The organism is Streptomyces sp. TSRI0281, from assembly GCF_001905125.1.
Classification (GTDB): Bacteria; Actinomycetota; Actinomycetes; order Streptomycetales; family Streptomycetaceae; genus Streptomyces.
Window position 1 is genome coordinate 147303 of record NZ_LWLE01000035.1, and the last position, 25753, is coordinate 173055.

At 70.9% G+C, this 25753-nt stretch carries 22 protein-coding genes; 5 read left to right on the forward strand and 17 right to left on the reverse strand.

The window, feature by feature from the left end:
* Positions 1-347: 347 nt before the first annotated feature.
* Positions 348-1823: a transcriptional repressor NsdA gene (nsdA, locus tag A6A29_RS35295; RefSeq protein ID WP_073726882.1), complete on the reverse strand. Its 1476-nt coding sequence runs from the start codon at positions 1821-1823 to the stop codon at positions 348-350.
* Positions 1824-2251: 428 nt separating this feature from the next.
* Here nsdA and A6A29_RS35300 point away from each other — a divergent pair, with 428 nt between their 5' ends.
* Positions 2252-2899 carry a bifunctional DNA primase/polymerase gene (locus A6A29_RS35300; protein WP_073726884.1) on the forward strand — a complete coding sequence of 216 codons (648 nt, stop codon included), beginning with the start codon at positions 2252-2254 and terminating at the stop codon, positions 2897-2899.
* Between the two features lie 130 nt (positions 2900-3029).
* Here A6A29_RS35300 and ftsY read toward each other — a convergent pair whose 3' ends face one another.
* Positions 3030-4244 carry a signal recognition particle-docking protein FtsY gene (gene ftsY / locus A6A29_RS35305; RefSeq protein ID WP_073726886.1) on the reverse strand — a complete coding sequence of 405 codons (1215 nt, stop codon included), beginning with the start codon at positions 4242-4244 and terminating at the stop codon, positions 3030-3032.
* A gap of 309 nt (positions 4245-4553) precedes the next feature.
* Between ftsY and A6A29_RS35310 the strand changes: the two genes are divergently transcribed.
* Positions 4554-5534 carry an LLM class flavin-dependent oxidoreductase gene (locus tag A6A29_RS35310; protein WP_073726888.1) on the forward strand — a complete coding sequence of 327 codons (981 nt, stop codon included), beginning with the start codon at positions 4554-4556 and terminating at the stop codon, positions 5532-5534.
* Between the two features lie 104 nt (positions 5535-5638).
* Here the strand turns inward: A6A29_RS35310 and A6A29_RS35315 are convergent, their stop codons facing one another.
* The 4 genes from A6A29_RS35315 to A6A29_RS35335 all read right to left on the reverse strand — a co-directional run bounded on the left by A6A29_RS35315 (position 5639) and on the right by A6A29_RS35335 (position 12411).
* Positions 5639-7057: a sugar porter family MFS transporter gene (locus A6A29_RS35315; protein WP_073726890.1), complete on the reverse strand. Its 1419-nt coding sequence runs from the start codon at positions 7055-7057 to the stop codon at positions 5639-5641.
* A gap of 208 nt (positions 7058-7265) precedes the next feature.
* Entirely contained in the window at positions 7266-11135 is a 3870-nt protein-coding gene (locus A6A29_RS35320) for an AAA family ATPase (RefSeq protein WP_073726892.1), read from the reverse strand.
* A gap of 341 nt (positions 11136-11476) precedes the next feature.
* Positions 11477-11689 (reverse strand): hypothetical protein, encoded by a 213-nt coding sequence (locus A6A29_RS35325; RefSeq protein WP_018551753.1) that lies wholly within the window; start codon positions 11687-11689, stop codon positions 11477-11479.
* Positions 11690-12129: 440 nt separating this feature from the next.
* Entirely contained in the window at positions 12130-12411 is a 282-nt protein-coding gene (locus A6A29_RS35335; protein WP_073726894.1) for an acylphosphatase, read from the reverse strand.
* Between the two features lie 152 nt (positions 12412-12563).
* Between A6A29_RS35335 and A6A29_RS35340 the strand changes: the two genes are divergently transcribed.
* Complete coding sequence (locus tag A6A29_RS35340) at positions 12564-13502, forward strand: CAP domain-containing protein (RefSeq protein ID WP_073726896.1); 939 nt, start codon at positions 12564-12566, stop codon at positions 13500-13502.
* Positions 13503-13626: 124 nt separating this feature from the next.
* Entirely contained in the window at positions 13627-14001 is a 375-nt protein-coding gene (locus tag A6A29_RS35345) for a winged helix-turn-helix transcriptional regulator (RefSeq protein WP_073726898.1), read from the forward strand.
* A 52-nt stretch (positions 14002-14053) separates the two neighbouring features.
* Here the strand turns inward: A6A29_RS35345 and mutM are convergent, their stop codons facing one another.
* The 9 genes from mutM to A6A29_RS35390 form a co-directional block, all read right to left on the reverse strand.
* Positions 14054-14911 carry a bifunctional DNA-formamidopyrimidine glycosylase/DNA-(apurinic or apyrimidinic site) lyase gene (gene mutM, locus A6A29_RS35350; RefSeq protein WP_073726900.1) on the reverse strand — a complete coding sequence of 286 codons (858 nt, stop codon included), beginning with the start codon at positions 14909-14911 and terminating at the stop codon, positions 14054-14056.
* 168 nt (positions 14912-15079) lie between these two features.
* On the reverse strand, positions 15080-15904 hold the full coding sequence (rnc, locus tag A6A29_RS35355) for a ribonuclease III (protein WP_073726902.1): 825 nt from the start codon (positions 15902-15904) through the stop codon (positions 15080-15082).
* A gap of 19 nt (positions 15905-15923) precedes the next feature.
* Complete coding sequence (rpmF, locus tag A6A29_RS35360; protein WP_003965982.1) at positions 15924-16097, reverse strand: 50S ribosomal protein L32; 174 nt, start codon at positions 16095-16097, stop codon at positions 15924-15926.
* A 2-nt stretch (positions 16098-16099) separates the two neighbouring features.
* Complete coding sequence (locus A6A29_RS35365) at positions 16100-16765, reverse strand: YceD family protein (RefSeq protein ID WP_073726904.1); 666 nt, start codon at positions 16763-16765, stop codon at positions 16100-16102.
* A 192-nt stretch (positions 16766-16957) separates the two neighbouring features.
* Entirely contained in the window at positions 16958-18076 is a 1119-nt protein-coding gene (locus tag A6A29_RS35370) for a cell division initiation protein (RefSeq protein WP_073726906.1), read from the reverse strand.
* 97 nt (positions 18077-18173) lie between these two features.
* On the reverse strand, positions 18174-18653 hold the full coding sequence (gene coaD, locus A6A29_RS35375; protein WP_198953523.1) for a pantetheine-phosphate adenylyltransferase: 480 nt from the start codon (positions 18651-18653) through the stop codon (positions 18174-18176).
* Positions 18654-18679: 26 nt separating this feature from the next.
* Positions 18680-19264 carry a 16S rRNA (guanine(966)-N(2))-methyltransferase RsmD gene (gene rsmD, locus A6A29_RS35380; RefSeq protein WP_073726910.1) on the reverse strand — a complete coding sequence of 195 codons (585 nt, stop codon included), beginning with the start codon at positions 19262-19264 and terminating at the stop codon, positions 18680-18682.
* A 129-nt stretch (positions 19265-19393) separates the two neighbouring features.
* Positions 19394-21613: an ATP-dependent DNA helicase RecG gene (gene recG, locus A6A29_RS35385; RefSeq protein WP_198953505.1), complete on the reverse strand. Its 2220-nt coding sequence runs from the start codon at positions 21611-21613 to the stop codon at positions 19394-19396.
* A 51-nt stretch (positions 21614-21664) separates the two neighbouring features.
* Positions 21665-23347: a DAK2 domain-containing protein gene (locus A6A29_RS35390; protein WP_073726912.1), complete on the reverse strand. Its 1683-nt coding sequence runs from the start codon at positions 23345-23347 to the stop codon at positions 21665-21667.
* Positions 23348-23603: 256 nt separating this feature from the next.
* Here A6A29_RS35390 and rpmB point away from each other — a divergent pair, with 256 nt between their 5' ends.
* The gene (gene rpmB, locus A6A29_RS35395; protein ID WP_030928661.1) at positions 23604-23789 is read left to right on the forward strand and encodes a 50S ribosomal protein L28; all 186 of its coding nucleotides are present in this window, start codon (positions 23604-23606) and stop codon (positions 23787-23789) included.
* A 159-nt stretch (positions 23790-23948) separates the two neighbouring features.
* On the opposite strand, the gene thiD is transcribed toward rpmB, so the two are convergent.
* Positions 23949-24755 carry a bifunctional hydroxymethylpyrimidine kinase/phosphomethylpyrimidine kinase gene (thiD, locus tag A6A29_RS35400; RefSeq protein WP_073726914.1) on the reverse strand — a complete coding sequence of 269 codons (807 nt, stop codon included), beginning with the start codon at positions 24753-24755 and terminating at the stop codon, positions 23949-23951.
* Positions 24756-24765: 10 nt separating this feature from the next.
* Complete coding sequence (locus A6A29_RS35405) at positions 24766-25737, reverse strand: thiamine-phosphate kinase (protein ID WP_073726916.1); 972 nt, start codon at positions 25735-25737, stop codon at positions 24766-24768.
* Positions 25738-25753: the final 16 nt, after the last annotated feature.

The following is a 25753-nucleotide window of genomic DNA, read 5'->3' on the forward strand; positions in this document are numbered from 1 at the left end:
CGGCGTCTCCTCGTCGTCGGTGCGGCCGCGTGCGGGGGAAAGCTGCGGGACCACTGGGGAAAAGGTGCGGGCCGGTTATGCGCCATGAGATTGGCGGAGCGCCGTTTCCACGAATGCCGCACGATGTTTCACACCAGTGACGAAGAGGGTTCGTGTGTTACGTCCGAATGAACCGTGGGTGGCGTGTCCGGTGGCCTGGCTACCATGCGGTCCACGCCGCATACGGCGCGGTCGGGACCGCCGCACACGGGAACCGGCCACGGCGGCCCTCCGTGTGACCTGGCGATGGGGGGAGCCTGGTCGGGGTGTACGGAAGGGGCGCCGCGGCCGGTGGCGGGCGGGCCGGGTCAGACCGCTTCGGCGGTCTCCGGCAGCTGTTCGGTGAGCCGGTCGGTGAGCCGGGCGACATCGTCGATATCGCCGAAGTCCCTGGCGGCGGTGTCGACGGTCTTGCGGAGCCGGGTGTTCACCCGCTCGGAACGGACCTTCTTGGCGATCTTCAGCGCCTGCGCGGCCAGCACCGTGGACTGCTCGGGCTCGCGCTTGAGCAGATGGACGGTGGCCATCCCGATCAGATTGAGCGCGTACGAGCGCTGGTGCTCGTCGTCCTCGCCGAACAGCTCGACGGCCTTCTCCATGACGGGTTCGGCGAGCGAGGCGTAGGTGGGGCTGCGGCCCGCGACATAGGCCAGGTCGCGGTAGGAGTGGGCGTTCTCGCCGTTGAGTTCGGCCTCGGAGAAGAAGCGGATCCAGTCGGGTTCGTTCTCGCCGTCGAGTCCGGCGTCGAGGAAGGTGTCCTCGGCCATGCGGACGGCCCGTTTGCATTTGCTGGGCTGGCCCATGTTGGCGTAGGCGCGGGCCTCCATCGCGTACAGCATGGCCTGGGTCCGCGCGGTGGCGCAGTCGCGGCTGCCGTACTGGGCGAGATGGATGAGTTCCAGAGCGTCGTCGGGACGTCCGAGGTGGATCATCTGGCGGCTCATGCTGGACAGGACGTAGCTGCCCAGTGGTTTGTCACCGGCCTCCTTGGAGGCGTGCAGCGCGAGGACGAAGTACTTCTGCGCGGTGGGCTGGAGGCCGACGTCGTAACTCATCCAGCCCGCCAGTTCGGCCAGTTCGGCCGCGCACCGGAAGAGCCGCTTGGCGGTGGCCGTGGGCTGCGGTTCCTGCAACAGGTCGGTGACCTCGTGGAGTTGGCCGACGACGGCTTTGCGGCGCAGTCCGCCGCCGCACTGCGCGTCCCACTGACGGAACATCGCCGTGGTGGACTCCAGCAGATCCAGCTCGGGCTGGGAGAGCCGGGAGGGGCGCCGGGCGGCGGCGGGCGATTCCGGTTCGGCCCGGCCGGCCGCGGACACGGGCACCAGCCAGCGCTGCATGGGTTCGATGAGGGCGGGGCCCGCGGCGAGGGCCAGCGAGGAGCCGAGGAATCCGCGCCGGGCGAGCATCAGGTCGCTGCGGGAGAACTCGCTGAGCAGGGCGACGGTCTGCGGGCCGGCCCAGGGCAGGTCGACACCGGCCACCGAGGGTGACTGGTGCGCGGTGCGCAGCCCGAGGTCCTCGACGGCGACGACGGCGCCGAAGCGCTCCGAGAAGAGCTCGGAGAGGATGCGGGGGATCGGCTCGCGGGGCTGTTCACCGTCGAGCCAGCGGCGCACCCGCGAGGTGTCGGTGCTGATGTGCAGGGCACCCATCTGCCGCGCCCGGCGGTTCACCTGCCGTGCCAGCTCGCCCTTGGACCAGCCGCTGCGCATGAACCACGAGCCCAATTGCTCATTGGGGCGCTTCCCGGCATTCGTCTCGCCTGCGCCGCTGCCACTCACTGGAACGCCCCCATCCCGCCGGAAATCTCATCGCGCGAACCACTATCAGAATGCCGTGCATCGGTGCTGTCCGTACGGAGGTTGCACACCATCGAACAAGAAATCGGGTTGCCTCCGGCATACCCGTGGGTGCACATACTTCCAGGGTTCGTGTACCGACGGTAATCCTACGATCACCCCTCCCGCGAGGGCTCTTACGGAAACGCCACCATTCGCCACCCCTTCGAATGAACCCGACTGCCGCCGGGCGCGCTTGACTTGACAGGCGACGATCAGCGACAGGCGGATTGGAGCACATAGGGGGCGCGTATTCCGTGCCATTCACCTCTTGTGCACACCCGCGCGCCGCCCGATCGAGAACGGCAACGGAGGGTTGAGCGAAGGCTCCGGGTCGTAACCACCGATGAGTCGGACCCGTTGGAGGGGGCATGGGCTTCACGATCGGCGGCATCCGGGAGATGCGATCCGGCTCGCGGCGTCGCGGCCGTACGGCCGAGGGCACGGCGGTGGCCGAGTACACAGGACTCTGGGGCTGGGCCGTGGTGCCCGGGGCGCGGGCCGACGCCGGCGCCTGCTCGTGCGGCGACCCGGTGTGCGCCGCTCCCGGCGCCCATCCGCTGGACTTCGCCCGCGAGGTCCCGGCCGGGGCGACGCTCGACATCGCCGTGCATGCCTGGGCCGAGGTGCCCGGCGCCTCGATGCTGCTGCCGGTGGGCCGCACGTTCGACGTCCTGGAGGTCGCGGAACCGGCCGGCCGCCGCGCCCTGGTGCGGCTGGAACGGATGGGCCTGCCCCTGGGGCCGGTCGCCGTGACCCCGGCCGGCCGGGCCCAGTTCCTCGTCGCCCCCGGAGCCGCCGCCGAACTCCCCCAGCTGCTCTACCGGATGGGCTGGGACGACGCGGGTCTGGATCTGCGGGCGCTGGGGCCGGGTTCGCACATCACGGCGCCGCCGTCCGATCTCGGCGGTCTCGGGCCGGTCCGCTGGCTGCGACCGCCGGCACTGGACACCACGGCCGCTCCCCCGCAGGCGCGACTGCTGCTGGGCACGCTGGCCTACAGCTGCCACCGCTCGTAGGCGGACACCCGCCCGCCGCTCCCGGCCGGACGCCCCCGGCCGGGACCCGCGCCGTCCCCTCCTGGGCGTACACACACGAACGGGCGGCGGCCTCACAAGGAGGTCCGCCGCCCGTTGTCCGTACGGTGGGTCAGTCGCCGATCAGCGCGTCGACGAAGGCTCCCGGCTCGAACGGGGCCAGGTCGTCCGGTCCCTCACCGAGACCGATCAGCTTCACCGGCACGCCCAGCTCGCGCTGGACGGCGATGACGATGCCGCCCTTGGCGGTGCCGTCGAGCTTGGTGAGGACGATACCGGTGATGTCGACGACCTCGGCGAACACCCGGGCCTGGACGAGACCGTTCTGCCCGGTGGTGGCGTCCAGGACGAGCAGGATCTCGTCGAGCGGTCCGTGCTTCTCCACGACCCGCTTGACCTTGCCGAGCTCGTCCATGAGGCCGGTCTTGGTGTGCAGGCGGCCCGCGGTGTCGATGAGGACGACATCCGCACCCTCGGCGATACCTTCCTTCACCGCGTCGAAGGCGATCGACGCCGGGTCGCCGCCCTCCGGCCCGCGGACCGTGCGGGCACCGACGCGCTCGCCCCAGGTCTGGAGCTGGTCGGCGGCGGCCGCCCGGAAGGTGTCGGCCGCGCCGAGCACGACGCTGCGGCCGTCGGCGACGAGCACCCGGGCCAGCTTGCCGGTCGTGGTGGTCTTGCCGGTGCCGTTGACGCCGACGACCATGACGACGCCGGGGGTCTCGGCGCCGCCCTCCGTCCTGACCTCGCGGTCGAGGTCGGGGCCGAGCAGGGTGATCAGCTCCTCGCGGAGCAGGTTGCGCAGTTCCTCGGGGGTACGGGTGCCGAGCACCCGGACGCGCTCGCGCAGCCGCTCGACCAGTTCCTGGGTGGGGGCGACGCCGACGTCGGCGGTGAGGAGGGTCTCCTCGATCTCCTCCCAGGTGTCCTCGTCGAGGTTGTCCCGGGACAGGAGCGTGAGCAGCCCCTTGCCGAGGGAGTTCTGCGAGCGGGCGAGCCGGGCGCGGAGCCGGACGAGCCGGCCCGCGGTGGGCTCGGGGACCTCCAGCGGGGCGGCGGGCGCCTCCGGCTCGGCGACGGCCGGGGCTTCCCCGGCGGGAGCCTCGGTGTCCGGGAGACCGACCTCCTCGACGGTGCGCCGCGCTTCGTCGCGCGGCGTCTCGGCCTCGTCGCCGACATGGGGCTCGGCGGGAGGAGTGATGGTCGGCGTGCTCGACGGTGCCGAGGGCGGCAGCTGCTTCTTCTTCTTGCGGCTGCTGACCACGAGCCCGCTGATCAGGCCGACCGCGACCAGGGCGATGACTACAGCAAGGATGACGATTTCCATAACCCGTCCAGTATCGGCCACGGCCGCACCGGGGCGCGGCCGTGACGGACACCTCGCAGGTCACACATGGACTTATGCACCTTTTGGGGGTAGATCTGCGCTTCCGCCCATGGAGACCCGTTTCCTGGAGCGGGGCGACGCCCCCGGCGTGACACCGCCCCGCGCCACACCCTCCGACCGGGGCGCGAGGCCGTACGCGACGCTGCCGCACCCCGCACCAGGCGCCGGCGACCGGCCCCTACACTTCTGACGCTACGTCAGCTACGGTGCCGCCTCCACCAAGCCCGCCCGGCGAAGGGGACGCCCGTCATGGCCTTCACAGTGGTCCGGTTCAATCTCGTCGATCCCGACCCCACACCCGAGTCCCTCTCGGCCCGCTACCGCGCGGCGCTGGAGATGGCCGCGTACGCCGACGAGCACGGCATCGACACCGTACAGACCGAGGAGCACCACGGGGCGGCCAACTCCTGGCTGCCCTCCCCGTTCGTCTTCGCCGGTTCCGTCTTCGGGGCCACCCGGCGGATCGCGGTGACCGTCTCGGCCATCATCGGCCCGCTGCACGATCCGCTGCGGCTGGCCGAGGACATCGCGGTGCTCGATCTGCTCAGCGCGGGGCGGCTGGTGACCGTCGCGGGGATCGGCTACCGGCCCGCCGAGTACGAGCGGGCGGGCGTGGAGTGGGGCAGGCGCGGCAAGCTCCAGGACGAGCTGCTGGAGACGCTGCTCCAGGCGTGGACCGGGGAGCCGTTCACGTACCGGGGCCGTACGGTCACGGTCAGCCCGCGCCCCTTTACCCAGCCGCATCCGCTGCTCCTGGTGGGCGGCAGCTCACGGGCGGCGGCGCGGCGGGCGGCCCGGCTGGGGCTGCCGCTCTTCCCGAGTGCGCATCTGCCGGAGCTGGAGGCGTACTACCACGAGCAGCGCGCGGAGCACGGGACGGAGGGGTTCTGCATGATGCCCGCGGCCAGGACGCCGCTGCTGCATGTGTCCGAGGACCCGGACCGGGCGTGGGCGCGGTACGGGGAGCACCTCCTGCACGAGGCCCGGACGTACTCCTCCTGGCAGTCGAAGGACATCCGCTCGGCCGTGCGCTCGGCGGCGACGACGGTGGCGGAGCTGCGCGAGGAGGGCGTGTACCGGATCGTCACACCGCGGCAGTGCGCGGAACTGGACGCGGACAGCCTGGTCCTGCATCCGCTGTGCGGCGGGATGCCGGTGGAGGAGGGGTGGCGCAGCCTGCGGCTGTTCTGCGAGGCGACGGGGAACGCCACCGCCCCGGCTCGACAGTGAGCCGGGGCGGGCGGAACGGGGGAAGGCGGAGCGGGCGGGCGCTCGGACATCGGGAGGGGGCGCGGGGCCGGGCTCCGGGAAGGGCGGTGGGGCCGGGCAGTGCCTCAGCCCATCTCCTCCAGGGTCTTGCCCTTGGTCTCCTTCACGAACTTGAGTACGAAGGGGATCGAGAGCGTCGCGAACGCCGCGTAGATGATGTAGGTGGCCGACAGGTTCCAGTCGGCCAGGCTCGGGAAGCTCGCGGTGATCGCCCAGTTGGCGATCCACTGCGCGGACGCGGCCACGCCGAGCGCGGCGGCACGGATCCGGTTGGGGAACATCTCGCCGAGGAAGACCCAGACCACGACCCCCCACGACAGGGCGAAGAAGAGCACGAAGACATGGGCCGCCACGAGGGCGACGACACCCTGGGTGTTGGGCAGTTTGCCGTCGACGAGGTCGGCGGAGAACGCCCAGGCCTCGAAGGCCAGCGCGATCGCCATACCGGTCGAGCCGACCAGCGCGAGCGGCCTGCGGCCCACCCGGTCCACCAGCACCATCGCGATCACCGTGCCGATGATGTTGATGATCGAGGTGGTGAACGAGTAGAAGAACGAGTCGGTCGGGTCGATGCCGACGGACTGCCACAGCGTCGCCGAGTAGTAGAACGCCACGTTGATGCCGACGAGTTGCTGGAAGACGGACAGGCCGATACCGACCCAGACGATGGGCAGGAAGCCGAAGCGGCTGCCGAGCAGGTCCTTGAAGGTGGACTTGTGCTCGCGGTGCATGGCGGTCTCGATCTCGCTCACACGGGCGTCGAGGTCGGCGTGCTCGCCTTCGACCTCCGCGAGGATCTGCCGGGCCCGTTCCTTCTTGCCGACCGAGATCAGGAAACGCGGCGACTCGGGGATCGCGAAGGACAGGAGCCCGTACAGGACGGCGGGGACGACCATCACACCGAGCATCCACTGCCATGCCTCGATGCCGCCGATCTTGCCGCGCTGGTCACCGTCGGCGATCTGGAGGATGCCGTAGTTGACCAGCTGGGAGATGGCGATGCCGATGACGATGGCGGCCTGCTGGAAGGAGCCGAGCCGGCCGCGGTAGGCGGGCGGCGAGACCTCGGCGATGTACGCCGGGCCGATGACGGAGGCCATCCCGATGGCGAAGCCGCCGATGATGCGCCACATCGCCAGGTCCCAGAGCGCGAACGGCAGCGCCGATCCGACCGCGCTGACGGTGAAGAGCACGGACGAGATCTGCATGCAGCGGATGCGGCCGATGCGGTCGGCGATACGTCCTGCGGTGGCGGCGCCGATCGCGCAGCCGATCAGCGCGATCGCGATGACCTGGGCGAGCGTGCCGGAGCCGATGTCGTACCGGTGGCGGATCGCTTCGACGGCGCCGTTGATGACAGAACTGTCGTAGCCGAAGAGAAAGCCGCCCATGGCCGCGGCCGCTGTGATGAAGATGACGTGACCGAGGTGGTCCGGGTGGGCGGCTCGTGCTCCGGACTGCGGTCCCTGCGCTGTGCTGGACACATGAACTCCTGATGCCTGGCCGCATCGTCAGGCGTGGGGGGTGAGCCCTCTAAGTGGCGCATAAGATCCGGCCCGCCACCACTTGAAGGTGAAATCAACTTCGCAGGCGTTATTCATTCAGATCTCGAAGTCGAATTTCTCTTGCGAGCCGACTTCTACCCCGGCGCAGGGGAATAGCCCTTTGAAGCCTTGAAGATTAAGTAAAGGTTCAGCGCAGCCGCTGGCTGATGACCTTGGAGACTCCATCGCCCTGCATGGAGACCCCGTACAACGCGTCGGCGACCTCCATCGTCCGCTTCTGGTGCGTGATCACGATCAGCTGGGAGCTCTCCTGGAGCTCCTCCATGATCCGGATCAGCCGCTGCAGATTGGTGTCGTCCAGCGCCGCCTCGACCTCGTCCATCACATAGAACGGGCTCGGCCTCGCCTTGAAGATCGAGACCAGCAGCGCCACGGCCGTCAGGGACCGCTCGCCGCCCGACAGCAGGGAGAGCCGCTTGACCTTCTTGCCCGGCGGGCGGGCCTCGACGTCCACGCCCGTGGCGAGCATGTTGCCGGGATCGGTCAGGATCAGCCGCCCCTCGCCGCCGGGGAAGAGCCGCGAGAAAACGCCCTCGAACTCGCGGGCCGTGTCCCGGTACGCCTCGGTGAACACCTGCTCGACCCGCTCGTCGACCTCCTTGATCACCTGGAGCAGATCGGCCCGGGTCTTCTTCAGGTCCTCCAGCTGCTCGGAGAGGAACTTGTGCCGCTCCTCCAGCGCCGAGAACTCCTCCAGGGCGAGCGGATTCACCTTCCCGAGTTGCTGATACGCCCGTTCGGCCGACTTCAGCCGCTTCTCCTGCTCGGCCCTGACGAACGGCCTCGGCTGGTTGCGCGGGTCCTGCGGATCCTCCGGCAGCTCCTCGCCCTGGGCCGCCGGGGACGGCGGAACCAGCTGGTCCGGTCCGTACTCGGCCGCCAGCCCGGCCGGCTCCACGCCGAGCTCCTCCAGCGCCTTCGCCTCCAACTGCTCTATCCGCAGCCGCTTCTCGGCACCCAGGACCTCACCGCGGTGCACCGAGTCGGTCAGCTTGTCCAGCTCGCCCTTCAGCGCCCGGCCCCGGTCCCGCTCGGCCGCCAGTTCCCGCTCGCGTTCGGCCTTCGCCGCCTCCGCCGAGGTCCGCTCCTCCTGGGCCCGTACGACGGACACCTCGACGTGCGCGAGCAGCTGACGGGCACCGGAGGCGACGGCGGAGGCCACCGCGGCCTCGTGCCGCAGCCGGGCCCGGTGCTGCTCGGCGCGGGCGCGGGCCTCACGTTCGGCACGGGCCGCGCGGTCCAGGGAGTCGGCGCGCCCGGCGAGCGACTTCACCCGTTCCTCATGGGTACGGGCCTGGAGGCGGGCCTCCATCTCGGTCTGGCGGGCGTTGGCACCGTCGGCGGCGAGCCGGTCCCGTACGGAGGTGTCGGGCTCCTCGTCGACCGGCAGCTCCTCCGCCACGAGCAGCCGCTCGGCCAGCTCCGCCGCCTCCTCGGTCGCCCGCTCCAGGGCCTCCTGGGCGCGGGCCGCGGACGCGGCGGTCCGCTCGGCCTCGCCCGCCGCTCCCCGGGCCTGCCCGGCGAGCCGCCCCAGCTGCTGGGCCACACCCGACTTCTCCCGCTCCGCGGCGCGGCGCCGCTCCCCCAGCTCCTCGACGAGCGCGGCACCGGCCCGGCGCCGCTCCCCCGCGAGCTGCTGGGCAGCGGACAGCTCCTTGCACCGCACGGCCAGCTCCGCCAGGTCGGCGGCCGCCTCGTCGACGGACGCCTGCACTTCGAGGAGGCTCGGCGCCCCGGCGGAACCGCCGTGCGCGAAGTGGGCCGACAGCACGTCTCCCTCGCCGGTCACCGCGGTCAGCCCGGGGTGACCGGCGACCAGGTCCTCGGCGTCCTCCAGGGTGCCGACGACCACCATGTCCCGCACCAGTGCGCGCACGGCGCCCATCAGCTCGGCGGGCCCCCGCACCAGCCCGGCGACGGTGGGCGCTCCCGCGACCGGTGCCTCGTCCCCGGCGGCCACCAGGGCGGCCGGGGCGGAGGCATGGGCGGCGGCCGGACGGACGCCCGCGTCGCTCAGCCCACCCGCGTACGCGTCACCCCGGCCGGGTACATGACCGGGCACCTGCTCCACGTCACCCCGGCTGTCCACGTGCGCGTCCTCCTGCGCGGGTACGTGCGCGTCCTTCTGTCCGGGTACGTGTGCACCGGGACCGCTCACCGCCGCTTCGCCGGCCTGCCCCGGAACGGCGGCACCCCCGTGCCCCGTCACCGGTACGTCCCCCTGCCCGGGTACGTGCTGAACACCCATCTGAACGCCCGCCTGGGCACCCGCCCGTGGGCCGGTGCCCAGCAGCAGCGCCGCACGCCCCGCGTCCTCCTTGCGCAGCAGCCGGATCGCCTCCGCGGCCGTGGCCGGGTCCGTCACCGCCACCGCGTCCGCCGCCGCGCCCAGGGCTGCCGCCACCGCGACCTCGTACCCCGGTACCACCGTGAGCAGTTCCGCGGCCGGACCGAGCAGACCGGACAGCCGGTCGCGGGCACCGAGCAGCGCGCCCGTACCGTCCTTGCGGCGCAGGCCCAGGGCCAGCGCCTCGCGCCGGGCCGCGACCGCGGCGCGCTCGCGCTCGGCGGCTGTCGTGGCCTCCCGCGCCGCACCGTGGGCCGCCTCCGCCCCGTCGAGCGCGCGCTTGGCGGCCTCGTGCCGCCCGGCCAGCTCCGCGTCGCCCGCGTCCAGGCCGTCGACCTCGGCCTTGAGCTGCTCGTACTCCTCCTGGGCCACGGCCGCACGCTCCCGCGCCTCGTCGCGGGACGCGGCCAGCCGGTCGATCTCCGCCTGGGCCGAGCCGGCCCGGCTGCGGGCCGCGTTGACCTGGCCGTTCAACCGGGCGAGCCCTTCGCGCCGGTCCGCGATGGCCCGCGCGGCGTCCTTGAGCCTGCGCTCCTCGGCCGCCAACTCCCGCTCCAGATCGGACCGGTGGGCGACGGTGTCCTCCAGGGCGTGTTCCGCGGCCTCCAGCGCGGCCGTCAGCTCCGCCTCCTGCTCACGGATCCGGGCGGCCTCGCGCTCCATGTCCTCCGGGTCCCGCCCGCGCCGTTCCTCCGCGGGCGGGGCGGTGGCGCTCTTCACCCGGGCATCGGCCAGCGAGATCGTGCCCCGTACCCGTTCGGCGAGCTGCGACAGTTCGTACCAGGTCTGCTGGGCCCGCTGGAGTCTCGGCGCGAGGCGCCGCACCTCGCCCTCCAGCTCCGCCTCCCGGGCGAGCGCCGCCTTGAGCTCGGCCTCCGCGGCGTCCTTGCGCTTCTTCAGTTCGGCCTCGTCGGCGATCTCGTCGCGCAGCGCGCTGTGCAGGGTCACGAGGTCGTCGGCGAGGAGCCGCAGCCGGGCGTCGCGCAGATCGGCCTGGATGACCGCGGCCCGGCGGGCGACGGCCGCCTGTCTGCCGAGCGGCTTCAGCTGGCGTCGCAGTTCGTCGGTGAGGTCCTGGACGCGGGCCAGATTGACCCCCATCGCGTCCAGCTTCCGCAGCGCCTTTTCTTTTCGCTTGCGGTGTTTGAGCACACCCGCGGCCTCCTCGATGAAGGCGCGGCGGCCCATCGGATCGGCATGCAGTACGGAGTCCAACTGGCCCTGGCCGACGATGACATGCATCTCGCGGCCGATTCCGGAGTCCGAGAGGAGTTCCTGGATGTCGAGCAGCCGGCAGGTGTCGCCATTGATCTGGTATTCGCTGCCGCCATTGCGGAACATGATTCGAGTGATCGTCACTTCGGCGTATTCGATGGGGAGCGCGCCATCGGAATTGTCAATGGTCAGCGACACTTCCGCCCGGCCGAGCGGCGGCCGCCCGGTCGTGCCGGCGAAGATCACGTCTTCCATCTTGCCGCCGCGCAGGGACTTGGCGCCCTGTTCCCCCATGACCCAGGAGAGCGCGTCCACCACATTGGATTTGCCTGATCCATTGGGTCCGACGACACAGGTGATCCCCGGTTCGAACCGCAGGGTCGTGGCGGAGGCGAACGATTTGAAACCACGCAGGGTCAGGGCCTTGAGGTGCACGCCGCCGGACTCTACCTTTCACTCTCGGTTTCGCTGTTGAAGGTGCAGGGCACATCAGACGGTAAGGGAAGGGCTGTACGTCCGGGCGGGGGCCCGGATCGGCGCCGGGGGCGGGAATGTGCGACCGGGGGGTCGAGAACGAAAGAAAGGGACGCCGAAGCGTCCCTGTAAATCTTGCGCGGCGTCCTGCGTGACGGATCGCTGACACACCGGACGATGAGCACATGCCCGGTGTTCCGGGACACCCTCGGTGTTCCGGTACGCGATCCGTGACGAAGACGATCCAGAGGTTCTCAGGCGACTGAGCATGCCCAGCCCGACCGGCCCCACGGGGCCACCGGTCAGGTCAGCGCAGGCTCCGCCTGGGGTACGTCAATGTCGATGCTGTCGAGCAGCGACTCTTGGTGCTGGGCGGCGGCGTTCAGCGCGTCGTTCTCGTCCTGGATCCGTACAAGCTCGGATTCCAGGTCCTGGACGCGCTGCTGGAGCCGTCGCATCTCGGCGAGGAGTCGCGGGTCGGAACCGCCGACGTAACCGAGAAGCGCCTTTGCCATGATGGATGGTCCTCCACACTGAGTGACCGACCGAGAGCGGTGTGGGTCGTGAGGGAATCGCACCCGCGGTGCTCGGCAGTGCCCTGTCAACACTGCGGTTCTGCTGCCAAACAGCTCTGCCAAACAGCTAAGGTGCGCGGGGTTTTCAGCGTCTCACCAAAAAGTTTGACGGTCAACACGATCACACCCCGTAGAGGCGGGCGTCCCGGGGGTGCGCGGCTTTTCGATCATGCGGCGCGACTCTCCTGCGGGGCCCTGAGGGGCGTGGAGATCTTCGTTAATGCCGCAGCCTGGCACGCCGGCCCGTTCTTGGCAACCACAGGCCGCCGCCAGGTCCCTTCGCAGGTCATTTCGGGTGCGGGGTCACCGTGAACTCTTCGGTAACCGCCCGCCGCACTCCGTATACGGTGCGGATCCGGAGCCCCTCGCAGATGCCGTGATCAACGGATCGCGAATCCCTCGTAACCCCCGCGCGGCGTGTCCCAGATCTCAGTGACTCCGTCCACGCGCCCGGGTGTGTCGTCGGAACGCAGCCAGTCCAGCAAACGGTGGCAATTCTCACGTGGACCCTCGGCGACGACCTGCACCCTGCCGTCGTCGAGATTGAGGGCAAAGCCGATCAGCCCACCGATCTCCAAAGCGTTTGCCCTGGTGAACCAGCGGAAGCCTACTTGCTGTACTCGGCCGCGTACCCAAACGACGAGTCGTGCGTCTTCGCTCATACGTGAACGCTAACGGGCCAATGGCTCTCGGAGCACTTCCCCCTTTGACCCATGGCGTACAGTCCGGTCGCAATAGTCTCACTCGAACGGGTGAATACGGCTGAGAATTGTGACGCCGCAGGGGCGTCCGGAGCACCAGGAAGGTACTGCGCATGGGACGCCACCGACGATCCGCCGCAGACCCCGCCGCCGAGGAGAACGCGGCCGGAGCCGCGTTCGGGCACCGGGATACGCGACGGAAGAAGCGGGCTTCCCTGCCCGTGCGCACCGGGCTCCTCGGCGTCTCCGCGGCGGTGGCCCTGGGAGCGGTCGCCCTGGCCTCGGGTCTGCTGCCCGGTGGTGACACCCGCACCGTGGGCGGTACGTCCACCGCGGACCAGCTGCGCTCCGGTGGCGCCCCGGACCTCCTGACGCAGGGCGGCGACTCGGCCGAGCCGACCGACCGCGCCTCCGCTTCGGCCTCCGCCCCCGCCAGCCGGGGCAGCGCACGGCCGAAGGCTCCGTCGAAGTCCGCTTCCGCTTCTGCCACCCCCAGCAAGCCGGCCGCCGAGCCGTCGAAGAAGCCGACGGAGTCGAAGGCGCCCTCGAAGGCGCCGTCGAAGAAGCCCGCGGCAACGCCGAGGAAGACCACGAGCCCGGCGACGAAGGCCCCGGCCGCACCGAAGACCTCGTCCGCCGCACCGTCCCGGAAGGCACCGGCCCCCTCGCCCTCCGCCACCTCCGCGCAGGCCGCCGTCCTCGCCCTGGTGAACCAGGAGCGGTCCAAGGTCGGCTGCTCCCCGGTCACCACCAGCGCCCCGCTGACCGCGCTCGCCCAGAACTTCAGCGAGGACATGGCGGCACGCGGCTTCTTCGACCACACCGACCCCGACGGCGCGACCCCCTGGGACCGTGCCGCGAAGGCCGGCATACAGGGGCTCGGCGGCGAGAACATCGCCCGCGGCCAGGCCGACGCCAAGGCCGTGATGGCGGCCTGGATGAACAGCGACGGGCACCGGGCAAACATTCTCAACTGCGATTACCAGACCCTCGGCGTCGGCATGCACGCCGGTTCCGGTGGCCCCTGGTGGACGCAGGACTTCGGCTTCTGAGACTTCTGAGGCTTCCGAGCGCCTCTGAGCGCTTCCGGCACCACCGGTATCGCCCCCTGCTTCCCCCTTACGCCCGCACAGCGCTCACTCCTGGTGAGCGCTGTGCGGGCGTAAGCTGTGGCGTATGGACAGCCTCTCGTTCGACGTCTTCTCCAGGCAGTGCCCTTCGCGCGGCACGCTGGAGCATGTCACCGGGCGCTGGGGCAGCCTCACCCTCGGCGCGCTGTACGAGGGCAGCCTCCGTTTCAACGAGCTGCGCCGCCGGGTCGACGGGGTGAGCGAGAAGATGCTCTCCCAGACCCTGCACGCACTGGAGCGCGACGGACTCGTGCACCGGGAGGCGCAGCCCACCAATCCGCCCCGGGTGGACTACGAGCTGACCCCCCTCGGCCGCGAGGTGACCGGGCGGCTGCTGGGACTCATCCAGCTCGTGCAGGGCCGGATGGCCGAGGTGCTGACGGCCCGCGCGCGCTACGACGAGGCACGCGGAAGCCGCTAGGCCCCGTCGGACCTGACCCGGTCACGAAGCGGTCCGCGCGAGCGGGGGCCGGTCACGAGGCGCGCGGCGGCCGCTGGCAGCGCGGGCAGTAGTAGCTGGAGCGGTTCATCCAGGCTCGGCGGCGCATCGGCGTACCGCAGCGGTGGCACGGCTCGCCCTCCCGCCCGTACGCGTCGAGCGAGCGGTCGAAGTAGCCGGACTCGCCGTTCACGTTCACATAGAGGCTGTCGAAGCTGGTGCCGCCCTGGTCGAGGGCCGCGTTCATCACGTCGCGGGCGTGGCCGAGCAGCTCGGCCGACTTGGGCCGGGTCAGCGTCGCGGTCGGCCGGTCGAAGTGGAGTCTGGCCCGCCACAGTGCCTCGTCGGCGTAGATGTTGCCGACGCCGCTGATCAGCGACTGGTCGAGCAGGGCGCGCTTGACCGTCGTACGGCGCAGGCGCAGGGCCGTGTGGAACGCGGCGTCGTCGAATTCCGGGTCGAGCGGGTCCCGGGCGATGTGGGCGATGGTGTCGGGCAGCCCGTCCGGGGTGTTCTCGTGGAGCGAGAGCCCTCCGAAGGTCCGCTGGTCGACGAAGCGCAGTTCGGTGCCGAGCGCGTCGTCGAACCGGATCCTGATCCGCAGGTGCTTCTCGTCGGCGGCGTCCTCGGCCTGGACGAGCAGCTGGCCGCTCATCCCGAGATGGCCGAGCAGCGAGCAGGACTCCTCGTCCAGCGGCACCCAGAGGTACTTGCCCCGTCGCATCGCCGTGCCGAAACGGACCCCGTGCAGCCGCGCCGCGAAGTCCACGCCGCCCGCGAGGTGTCTGCGGACCGCGCGCGGGTGCAGGACCTCGACCTCGGTGACGGTGCGGCCGGTGACCCAGCGCTCCAGACCTCGCCGTACGACTTCTACCTCGGGCAGCTCGGGCACGATGGCGCTCCTGGAACGACTGAGTGGTACGGGACGACAAGGGGATGTCCGTACGGCACGGATGGTGCGTACGACACGGACGACACGGATGGCCGGACGGCACGGACAGTTCGTGCGGCACAGGGAAAACCCCCCGGTGCACTAGGCACCGAGGGGTTCCCGGTTGCTTCAGGCCGGAGCGACGTCCGTGTTCGGCGACGGCTCGGCAGGGGTGTCGGCGACCCCTCCGTCGGCTGCGGCCTTCGCCGCGGCCTCCCGCGCTTCAGCGGCGGCGCTGATCTCGCGCCAGGCGGATTCCGCCGCCTGTTGCTCCGCTTCCTTCTTGCTACGGCCGGTGCCGGTGCCGTACGAGACACCACCGACGCGAGCAGCAGCAGTGAAGGTCTTCTCGTGGTCCGGGCCGGTCTCCGTGACGAGGTACTCGGGGACTCCGAGGCTCTCGCTCGCGGTGAGCTCCTGGAGGCTGGTTTTCCAGTCCAGGCCGGCGCCGAGGTTCGAGGACCTGTCGATCAGCGGGTCGAAGAGCCGGTGAACCAGCTCCGAGGCCGCGCTGAGGCCCTGATCGAGGTAGACCGCACCGATCACCGCTTCAAGGGTGTCGGCGAGGATGGAAGCCTTGTCCCGGCCCCCCGTGCCCTCTTCACCGCGGCCGAGCCGGATGAAGGAGCCGAGTTCGAGGCCGCGGCCCACTTCCGCAAGTGCACGTGAGTTGACCACCGCGGCCCGCAACTTGGCCAGCTGGCCTTCGGGCAGGTCGGGGTGGGTGCGGTACAGCGTGTCCGTGACCACCAGGCCGAGCACCGAATCCCCGAGGAATTCGAGCCGCTCGTTGGTGGGCAGACCGCCGTTCTCATATGCGTACGAACGGTGGGTCAGCGCACGCACCAGAAGGGCGGACTCGAGGTGATACCCGAGCCGCCCTTCCAGAAGCGTGTGGGACGAGGCTGTGTTGACGTTGTCTGCCTGCTTCTTGGCACTGGACAACTCAGACATCGGGCCTCTCACCAGCCGCTCAGACCTCGAGGACCTGGCGCTTGTTATAGGTGCCGCAGCTCGGGCACGCAATGTGCTGGAGCTTCGGCTCCTGGCAACGCTCGCACGAAACCAGGGTGGGGACCGCAGCCTTCCACTGCGACCGGCGGTGGCGCGTGTTGCTGCGCGACATCTTCCGCTTCGGAACAGCCACGGCTACTTCTCCTGCTTCTCGTCGACGCCAGGTTCGGCGCCGCCCATGTTGTCCTTCTCGCCGTCCTGAACGGTCTCGGCGAGTCCTTGCAATGCCGCCCAACGAATGTCGACGGCATCGTGGTGGTGGCCGGGATTCTCGTCCAGCCTGATTCCGCATTCGGAACACAGGCCGGCGCAGGTCTCCTTGCACACCGGCTGCATGGGCAGTGCGAGCACTACCGCGTCACGCAGCACTGACTCGAGGTCGAACAAGCCGTCCTCAAGGAAGAACACGTCCTCGTCGTCCTCGGCGTCGTCGACGGGGTCCGCCGCTTTGCTGCGGCCCCGGTCATCGGCGTCAGGGTACGAGAACATCTCCTGGAAGTCCGCTTCGACCTCTACGGTCAGCGGCTCCAGACACCTTACGCACTCCCCCTCGGCCGACGCACGGGCGGTGCCTGTGACAAGCACCCCTTCCATGACCGACTCAAGGCGGATGTCCAGCACCACGGATGCGCCTTCCGGCACACCGATGACGCCGTCGATACCCAGATCCTTCGGTGCCTCCACCGAGCGGGTCAGCCGCTTGAGGGCACCGGGACGCCGGCCCAACTCGTGCGTATCGAACACGAGGGGGTTTCGGTGGTCGAGGTGGCCGTTCAGGGCTTTTCCTGCTTTCGCGATCATGTGCGTCGTGCTGCATCGGAGGGGCCGACCCGGTCCGGAGTCGAAACGGGCAGCCGGGATCGCGGATCTACGCGCGACCGAAGAGCCAGGATACTTGACGTACCGCTCAGCACCCAATCCGGGCCGAAGCCGGAGTCAGGCCCCCGGACCGGAGCCCGGACCAGTGTCCGGACCGGAGCCCGGGACCGTGCGTCAGCGGCCCTGTTCGTAGCGGCGCAGCTGCTCCAGATCGATCATGCTTGTGTCGAAGAGGCTGGTCTCGTCCAGTGCGCTCTCGCCCTGCGGGGCCGGGGCGGGCGGCTGGGCGGGCTGCTGCGGCCACCCGTAGTCCTGCTGGACCTGCTGGACCTGCTGGGGCTGCTGTAGCTGAGCGGGGTCGTAGCCCTGCTGCTGATAGGCGGCGTACGGGTCGGGCTGCTGCGGGTAGCCGTAGGCATCCTGCTGGTACGGCTGCTCCTGGTAGCCGTACGCCTGCGCGTACTGCGGCTCGGCCTGCGGCTCGGGCCGGTCCTGGGCCGGGAAGTGCGGCTGCTGGGGCTGCTGCGACTGCTGGGGCACCTGCCGCGGTTCCGGGGGGGCGAGCTCGGCGAGACCGGCCAGATAGTCGGCGTCGCTGGTGTGGCCCTGGCTGCCCGCGGCGTCCTGGGCGGCCATGTGCGCGCCGAGGTCGTCGCTGGCCACCCGGCCGTGCAGTTTCTGCCGGCCCCTGCCGACCGCTTCCAGGGTCTTGGCGAGCACCGCCTCGAAGGCACCGAGCTTGGTGTCGACGTACTCGTCGGCCCGGCGCTGGAGCGTGGCCGGGTCGGCGCTGCGCTCGGGAGCCTCGGCGAAGTCCGGGTCCTGGTAGCCCTGCTCGTCCAGGCCCTGGCCCCGTCCCAACAGCTTCTCCCGGCCGCGGTCCACGGAGCCGATGGTCTTGGTGAGGACGACCTCGAAGTTGGCGAGCTTGCTGTCGACGTACTCGTCGGCGTCGGCCCGGACCTCGTCGGCCTCCCGGCGCGCCTCGGAGAGGATGCGGTCGGCCTCGCCCCGGGACTGCCGGGCGACCTCCGTGTCGGAGACCAGCGAGCCGCGCTGACTGTGGGCGGACTCGATGATCCGCTCGGCCTCCTGGCGGGCCTGCTCGACCAGCTGCTCACGGTCGCCGATGAGCTCCTGGGCATGGGCCAGCGAGCCGGGCAGGGCCTGCCGCACCTCTTCGAGCATCGCGAGCAGCTCGGCGCGGTTTACCACGCACGAGGCCGACATGGGCATGGAGCGGGCGTTCCCGACCGCTTCGACGATCTCGTCGAGCTTCTTCTGCACGTCCACCGTGTGCTCGCCACTCTCTGCTGCTGTTGGAGCCGGACGGGACGACTGTAAGGCCAGTCGGCTCCCGCCCGACACCTGGTGACGGTCCGTCAGTCGCTCACTGCTCGCCGAGGCGCACTATGAGGGCGTCGTGGACCACCGGCGGCAGCAGGTGGGTGACGTCGCCGCCCCAGGTCGCGACCTCCTTGACCAGGGATGACGACAGGAAGCTGTACGTGGGGTTGGTCGGCACGAAGAGCGTTTCGACACCGGAGAGGCCGTTGTTCATCTGGGCCATCTGAAGCTCGTAGTCGAAGTCGCTCACGGCCCGCAGGCCCTTCACGATCGCCGGGATCTCGCGCTGCTTGCAGAAGTCGACCAGCAGGCCGTGGAAGGACTCGACCTCGACGTTACCGAAGTCGGCGGTGACCTGACGGATCAGTTCGATCCGCTCGTCCACCGTGAAGAGGCCCTTCTTGGACTGGTTGATCATCACCGCGACGTGCACGACGTCGTACAGCTTCGAGGCTCGGCCAATGATGTCGAGATGTCCGTTGGTGATGGGGTCGAAGGACCCCGGACAGACGGCGCGGCGCACCCTGATTCCCTCGCTCTCCGGTCCGGTCATCGTGCGTCTTCGCACATAGAGGCGGCGCGACCGTACCAAAGCGTTCCCTCGCCGTAGCGGCGGGCCCGCAGGGGCTCGAATCCTTCGGGCCAGCCGAATTCTCCGCCTCTGGTGCTGCGTTCCACGGTGACGAGTGCATCGCCCGTGAGCCAGCCCTGAGCACGGAGTGTGAGCAGGATCTCGCCAAGATCGCCATCGGTGACGGCGTACGGGGGATCCAGGAAGACGACGTCGTAGGGGTCCGCGGGCGCCGGTCCTGTCACGATCTGTTCGGCTTTGCCGGTACGGACCTCGGCGCCTGGCAGGCCCAGCGTGCGGACGTTGTCCCGAACGGTGCGGACGGCCTTGGCGTCGGCTTCGACGAGCAGCGCGTGGACGGCGCCGCGGGAGAGCGCTTCGAGCCCGACGGCGCCGGACCCGGCGTACAGGTCGGCGATGCGGATGCCTTCGAGGGTGCCGAGGAGCGCTTCCCACGTGGAGAACAGGCCCTCACGCGCGCGGTCGGAGGTGGGGCGGGTGCCGGTGCCGGGCGGGACGGCCAGGCGGCGTCCGCCGGCCGAGCCGGCGATCACGCGGGTCATGGGTGTCTGGTCCTCGGGTCGCGGGGCGGCACACAGGGCGTGCGTGTGCCGTGCTCCCACGATATGGCGTCGGGCCCGCCCCGGCCTTCGCGCCTCCTCCCCGGTCCGTCCGCCGCCCGCGCGGCCCCGTCATCCCTTGTCCAGGTATTCCTCGCGCTCCTTGTCCAGCAGCGCGTCCAGCACGATGCGCAGGTCAGGCAGGTGCTCCAGCTCCGGGTCGGCGGCGACGACCGCCACGGCCTCCTCGCGGGCGGCGACGATGACCTCCTCGTCGTCGATGACGGTGAGCATCCGCAGGGAGGAGCGGACGCCGGACTGCGCCTGGCCGAGGACGTCGCCCTCACGGCGCTGTTCCAGGTCGATCCGGGAGAGCTCGAAGCCGTCGAGGGTGGCGGCCACGGCGGCGAGCCTGGCCCGTGCGGGACTGGCCTCATGGGCCTCGCTGACCAGCAGGCAGAGCCCGGGGGCCGAGCCCCGGCCGACGCGTCCGCGCAACTGGTGCAGCTGGGATACGCCGAACCGGTCGGCGTCCATGATCACCATGGCCGTGGCGTTGGGGACGTTGACCCCGACCTCGATGACGGTCGTGGCGACCAGCACATCGACCTGGCCCGCGGCGAAGCGGCGCATGACGTCGTCCTTGTCGTCGGGGTGCATCCTGCCGTGCAGCACCTCGATCCGCAGTCCGGCCAGCGCGCCCCCGCGCAGCTCCTCGGTGATCTCCAGCACGGCCAGCGGCGGCCGCTTCTCCCCGTCGCCCTCGGCAGCCTTCTCCTTGGCCTTCCTCCCCTTCTTCTTCTCGGCCGCCTCGTCGGCGTCGTCGCCGATGCGGGGGCAGACGACGTACGCCTGGTGGCCGTTCTCGACCTCCTCGCGGACCCGTTCCCAGGCACGGCTGAGGAAGTGGGGCTTGTCCTTGGAGGGGACGACATGGGTGGCGATCGGTGAGCGTCCGGCCGGGAGCTGGTCCAGTACGGAGGTCTCCAGGTCACCGAAGACGGTCATCGCGACCGTACGGGGGATGGGGGTGGCGGTCATGACGAGCAGGTGGGGCGGCTGTTTGCCCTTGGAGCGCAGGGCGTCGCGCTGTTCCACGCCGAAGCGGTGCTGCTCGTCGACGACGACCAGGCCCAGGTCGTGGAACTGCACCTTGTCCTCGATCAGCGCGTGTGTGCCGATCACGATCCCGGCCTCGCCGGTGACCAGGTCGAGCAGCGCCTGCCGCCGGGCCGGGACGCCCATGGAGCCGGTGAGCAGAACGACCTTGGTGCCCCGGTCGGAGCCGCCGAGCATGCCCCCCTCGGCCAGCTCGCCCATCATCTCGGTGATGGACCGGTGGTGCTGCTGGGCGAGGACCTCGGTGGGCGCGAGCATGGCGGCCTGCCCGCCCGCGTCGACGACGGTCAGCATGGCGCGCAGGGCGACCATGGTCTTGCCGCTGCCGACCTCGCCCTGGAGGAGGCGGTGCATCGGGTGCTCGGTCGCCAGGTCGCCGAAGATCTCCCCGGTGACCTTCTGCTGGCCTTCGGTGAGGGTGAAGGGCAGCTTGGCGTCGAAGGCGTCGAGCAGCCCGCCCGGTACGGATTTCCTTGCCACCGCCGGGAGTTGGGTGTCGGCGTACCGTCTGCGGGCGAGCGCGACCTGGAGGACGAACGCCTCGTCCCACTTCAGCCGCTCCTTGGCGTCCGCGATGTCCGCCCTGGTCTGCGGGCGGTGGACCTTGAGCAGCGCCTCGGGCAGCGGGGTGAAGCCGCGCCCCTCGCGCAGCGACTCGGGCAGCGGGTCGACGGCGTCCCGCGCGCTGGGCAGCACGGCGTCCACGGCCTTGGCGATCCGCCAGGAGTCGAGCTGCTTGCAGGCCGGGTAGATGGGCAGCAGCCGCCCGGCGAAGGCGTCCACCGCCTCCGTGGCCTCGTCCGCGTCCGCGACGTCCAGCAGCTGGTACGTGGGGTGGGCGAGCTGCATCCTGCGGTTGAAGAGGGAGACCTTGCCCGCGAACATCGCCCGGCGGCCGGGCACGAGTTCCTTGTGCGGCTTGTGGACGCCATGGCCGAAGAAGACCAGCTGGAGGCGGCCGCTGCCGTCGGTGAGGGTTACTTCGAGGCGCTTGCCCCGGCCGTTGTTGAACGCCATGATCCGGGCGTCGGCGACCTGCGCGACGACCGTCACATGCTCATCGAGCGGGAGGTCGGCCAGCGCCGTGAGCTGACCGCGCTCCTCGTACCGCCGCGGGTAGTGGTGCAGCAGATCACCGACCGTGTGCAGGTCGAGGTGTTCGGCCATCACCTTCGCGGTGGCTCCGCCGAGCAGCTTCTTGAGGGGTTCATCGAACGCAGACACGCGTTCCATTGCACACCACGCCACTGACAAATGTCCGCCGGGCGCCACGACACGGGTCGGCTACTCCACGCCGATCAGCATCGGTGCCGCCTGGCGCCCGCCCCGGTAGACCACGGTGTCCACGGCCAGATACCCCTCGCGTACATGCTCCGCGAGCGCCTCCGCCAGGGCGTCCGGCACATCCTCGCCGAGGACCAGGGTGACCAGTTCGCCGCCCGCCGCCAGCATCCGGTCCAGTACGGTGCGGGCCGTCGTGGGCACGTCGGTGCCGATGACGGCGACGTCCCCGTCGATCAGGCCGAGGATGTCACCGGCCTGGCAGATGCCGGCCATGGTCCACGACTGCCGTTCGGCGACGGCCAGTTCGGCGTACCGGGTCGCCCCCGCCGCCGCCGTCATCGCGACCACGTCCTCGTCGAAGCTGCGGTCCGCCTCGTGGACGGCGAGCGCGGCGATGCCCTGGACCGCCGCCCGGGTGGGAATCAGGGCGACCCGGACGCCCTCGGTCCTGGCCTGCTCGGCGGCGGCTCCCGCGGTGTGCCGCAGCCCCGCGTCGTTGGGCAGGAGGACCACCTCGCGGGCGTGGGCACGGCGGATCGCGTCGACCAGTTCGCCACTGGCGGGCGGTTCGCCGGGGCGCGCGAGGACGGTGGTCGCGCCGGCCTCCGCGCACAGTCCCGCCAGCCCGTCGCCGGGTACCACGACGACAACGGCACGCTGGGCGGGCTCCGTGTGGGGGCGGACGTCGAGGGTGCCGTCGGAGGCGAAGTGGGTGATCCGGATCCGGTACGGCCGTCCGGCCTCGACCCCGGCCTCCACCGCGGCCCCCGCGTCGTCGACATGGACGTGCACGTTCCACAGCCCGTCGCCGCCCACGACGACCAGGGAGTCCCCGAGTGCGTCCAGCCGGGTCCGCAGCCGGTCGACCGCCTCGTCGTCGGCCTCCAGCAGATAGATCACCTCGAAGGCGGGGCCGTTCCCCGGACCGTCGGCCGCGCAGTCGTCCGGACCACCGCGCGGATCGCTGTCAGGGCCGCAGCTCGCCTCGCCGTCCGGGCCGCCCGCCGCCGGCAGCACCGCGGGGACCCTCCAGGAGTGACGTACCGGCGCCTGGCCGGACACCGTCTCCAGCAGCGCGCCGAGCACGGCGACGAGCCCCCGCCCGCCCGCGTCCACGACGCCCGCCCGGCCGAGGACGGCGAGCTGGCCGGGGGTCGCCTCCAGCGCCGCCCGCGCGCCGTCGTACGCCGCCTCCACCACCGCGACGAGACCCGGACCCGCGTCCCGTGCGGCTTCGGCGGCCACGGTGGCCACGGTCAGCACCGTGCCCTCGACGGGGTGGGCGACGGCCTGCCGGGCGGCCGAAGCGGCCCGGGCGAGGGCTTCGCGCAGCCGGTCGGCGTCACCGCCGTCGGCCAGCACCCCCGCCATACCGCGCAGGAGCTGGGCCAGGATGGTGCCGGAGTTCCCCCGGGCACCGATCAGCGCTCCGTGCGCCATGGCCCGTACGGCGTCGGCGGCGGCGGGCACGGTCGAGCCGGTCTCATGGGCGGCGAAGACCGCTTCGACGGCGGCTGTCGCGGATTCCACGGTCAGATAGAGATTGGTGCCGGTGTCACCGTCAGCGACGGGATACACATTGATCGCGTCGATCTCCGCGCGTTCCCGGCCGAGGGCCTCCAGGGCCAGTGAGCACCAGGTGCGCACCGCGACGGCGTCCAGATCGTCGGGGAGCTGCGGCACCGATGGTCCTCCTTGAAGCGGCCGTGGCAGCGGACTGCACCGCAGGGTAGCCCGCCTGTGGTGGGTCCGGCCGGAACAGGGGGCGGGCGGACGGCGGGCGCAGTCATGGTAGTTTCGTATCTCCGGAGCAGCCGTTGTATGCTGCTTCGGTTGCCCGATGAGAGTCGGGCCATACCTCCGGTACCGCCACTTCAGTCAAATGAATCCGGCGCGCCGGAATTCACTGTAAGTGCACCTGAAGTCTTTGGAGTGACCCGTGGCTGCCAACTGCGACGTCTGCGGCAAGGGGCCGGGCTTCGGCAACAACATTTCGCACTCGCACCGCCGTACGTCTCGTCGCTGGAATCCCAACATCCAGCGCGTGCGTGCCGTGGTCGGTCGGACGCCGAAGCGGCTCAACGTCTGCACCTCGTGCATCAAGGCCGGCAAGGTCGCGCGCTGACGTCCCCGTCGTAGCGCAGCCTTCCGGTTGCCCAAAAAGCCGGTCCACCTCGGTGGACCGGCTTTTTGCATGTCCGCACGGCGGCGGACGGCGGACATGCCGGCAGCGCTGACCGGCTGCCGTCCGCCGCGGACCTCCCCTGCCGGTACCGCGGACCGGTCAGCCCTTCCGGGTCCGCCAGCCGTGGTCGACGGGTCCGATGCCGCCGCCGAGCGGGAATCCGGCCTCGATCGCCCCGGTGACGTAGGCCTTCGCGCCCCGCACGGCCGTGGGCACGTCCTGGCCGAGCGCGAGGCCGGAGGCGATGGCCGAGGCGAGGGTGCAGCCGGTGCCGTGGGTGTGCCGGTTGTCGTGCCGGGGTGCGCGCAGCCAGTGCTCCTCGCTGCCGTCGGTCAGCAGGTCCACGGCGTCGCCCGGCAGATGACCGCCCTTGATGACGACCCAGCGCGGCCCGTACGCCAGGATTCCGGCGGCGGCCCGGCGCAGGTCCGCCTCGCCGGTGACGGTGACGCCGGTGAGCTGTGCCACTTCGTCGAGGTTCGGGGTGGCCACCGTGGCGACGGGCAGCAGCTTCGTCCGTACGGAATCGAGCGCTTCGGCGGCGAGCAGCGCGTCCCCGTGCTTGGAGACGCCCACCGGGTCGACGACGACGGGTGCGTCGGTCCCCGCGAGGAGTGCGGCGACGGTCTCGACCAGGGCGGCCGACGAGAGCATGCCCGTCTTCACCGCCTGGACGCCGATGTCGTCGACGACGCTGCGGTACTGGGCGGTGACGGCTTCCACCGGAAGCTCCCAGGCGCCCTGGACGCCGCGGGAGTTCTGGGCGGTGACGGCGGTCAGCACGCTCATGCCGTGCACACCGAGGGCCAGCATCGTCTTCAGGTCGGCCTGCATGCCCGCACCGCCGCCGGAGTCGGATCCGGCGACGGTGAGGACACGCGGTGGTACGGCGGTACGTATCGGCATACGCGGCAATCTACTGGGCGTCCTCGATGTTCCCGAAGTGGTCCCAGCCGCCCTTGCTGGTCCAGGGCGCCCCGTCGACGGTGACCTGGGGCAGCGCGGAGGGGTTCAGGACCTCGCCGATCACCTTCCAGCGGGCCGGAAGCTTCACGTCCTGGGGGAACGTCGCCACGATCGCGTGGTCCTCTCCCCCGGTGAGCACCCACTGGAGCGGGTCGACGCCGACGGCCTGGCCGATGTCGGACATCTGCGAGGGGATGTCGATGAGGCCGGACCGCAGATCGATCCGGACCTTGCTGGCCTCGGCGATGTGCCCGAGGTCGGCGACCAGTCCGTCGCTGACGTCCGTCATCGCGGTGGCGCCGAGTCCGGCCGCCGCGGGGCCCGCGTGGTACGGCGGTTCGGGGCGCCGGTGGGCCTCGACGAAGGCGCGCGGCGAGCGGAAACCCCGGGAGAGCACGGCGTATCCGGCGGCGGACCAGCCGAGCCAGCCGGTGACGGCGACCACGTCGCCGGGCCGGGCGCCGGAGCGGGTCACCGGTTCGTGGTTGCGCAGGTCGCCGAGGGCGGTGATCGAGACGGTGATGGTGTCGCCGCCGACGACATCGCCGCCGACCACGGCCGCGCCCGCGACCTGGCACTCGTCACGCAGGCCGTCCATGAGTTCACCGGCCCAGGTGACCGGGAGGTCGGCGGGGACGACGAGGCCGAGGAGCAGTGCGGTGGGCACGGCGCCCATGGCCGCGATGTCGGCGAGGTTCTGGGCGGCGGCCTTGCGTCCGACGTCGTACGCGGTCGACCAGTCCCGGCGGAAGTGCCGCCCTTCCAGGAGGATGTCCGTACTGACCACGACCCTGCGGTCGGGAGCGGCCACGACCGCGGCGTCGTCGCCGGGCCCCAGCCGTACCGCCGGAGTGGTGGTGAGCCGGGAAGTGAGCTCTCTGATGAGCCCGAACTCCCCCAACTCGCCCACGGTTCCCTTCACCGAGTCTCACCTCTCA